Annotated in this window: 1 protein-coding gene; it reads right to left on the reverse strand. The window is 72.1% G+C overall.

The window, feature by feature from the left end; translation table 11 throughout:
- Positions 1-26: 26 nt before the first annotated feature.
- Positions 27-767 (reverse strand): class I SAM-dependent methyltransferase, encoded by a 741-nt coding sequence (locus DQW06_RS26635; protein WP_117199530.1) that lies wholly within the window; start codon positions 765-767, stop codon positions 27-29.
- Between the last annotated feature and the right edge of the window lie 373 nt (positions 768-1,140).

Here is a 1,140-nt window from a genome sequence, read left to right on the forward strand (position 1 = left end):
GGGGGGGGGGGGGGGCGGGGCCGCGGTCAGTCCTCCGGGAGGACTCTGTACAGTCCGGCCTCGGCGGGGCCGTGGGGCAGGACCCGCAGGCGGTGGGGCGCGGTCTCGGCGCGCAGCGCGTCCTCGGTGAGGGTCCACCAGGTGTAGCGGACCTCGTCGCGGGCCAGGACCCGGTCCCGCTCGTGGGTCTCGTAGGTCATGTGCCACTCGACCCGCTCGGGGCCGCTGGGCTCGGCGGCGGCCCAGCCGACGTAGGAGCGGGCTCCGACGCGGACCTCGCTCATCCGTGCCCGCTCCACCCGTTCGGGCTGCCGCGGGGCGGCGAGGTTGAGCAGGACGAAGGCTCCCGGGGCCAGTCGCGGGGCCAGGTCCTCCCACAGGCGGTCGCGTTCGTGGGGGCTGAAGTGGCCGATGAGGTTGGCCATCACCATGCCGCCGATCCGGTCGGGCAGGTGTGCCGAGAGCAGGTCGTCGCCGTCCACGGTCACCCTCCCGCGCAGGCCGGGGTCGTCGGCGATCCGGGAGAGCAGCACGGTCCGCAGCAGGAGGGAGGGCTCGACGGCCAGGACGCGGGCCGTGGGCAGGGCCGCGGCGATGAGGCGGGTTCCGTGGCCGCCGCCCGCCCCGGCGTCCACGACGGGGCCGGAGTCGTCGGGCAGGGAGGCCAGCGCCTCGGACAGGACCGCCCGGTGGTGCTCCCACCATCCGGCGATCATCGGGTCCAGGTACTCCCCGGAGCGGGCGTAGGGATCGTCGTACTCAGGCATGGCGCGCCTCCTCGCCGTGGTGGGGCGTTCGCGACGCCAGGGAGGAAATGATAATCATTCCCGAACCCTAGCAGTTCCCGTCCCCGGAGCCGGGTGGAAGGAGGGGCGTCCGCACCCGCCGCTCCTCGGTGCGCGCAGGGGGCGGTCCCGGTCGCCGTGGAAATGAAAAGCACAATCATTTCTTCGGGGGTTCGGCGCGAAATTCCGATGGGAGGCGGATAAATTCTCCGTGCGCCGCCCCGGCGGCGCTTGATGCGCGATCGCCGATCGAATAGTCCTGGATGTGTTCCCGTTTTTTTCCGCTGGTTTTTCGAGGGGGAGAGATGGCCGCACGGCATTCCGTTCACGAGGGGCACGCGCACGAGCACGGTCA

The organism is Nocardiopsis sp. TNDT3, assembly GCF_003427465.1.
GTDB lineage: Bacteria > Actinomycetota > Actinomycetes > Streptosporangiales > Streptosporangiaceae > Nocardiopsis > Nocardiopsis dassonvillei.

Excerpts from the sequence above, each read along its gene's own strand:
- DQW06_RS26635 (WP_117199530.1), bottom strand. The coding sequence starts at position 767 with ATGCCTGAGTACGACGATCCCTACGCCCGCTCCGGGGAGTACCTGGAC.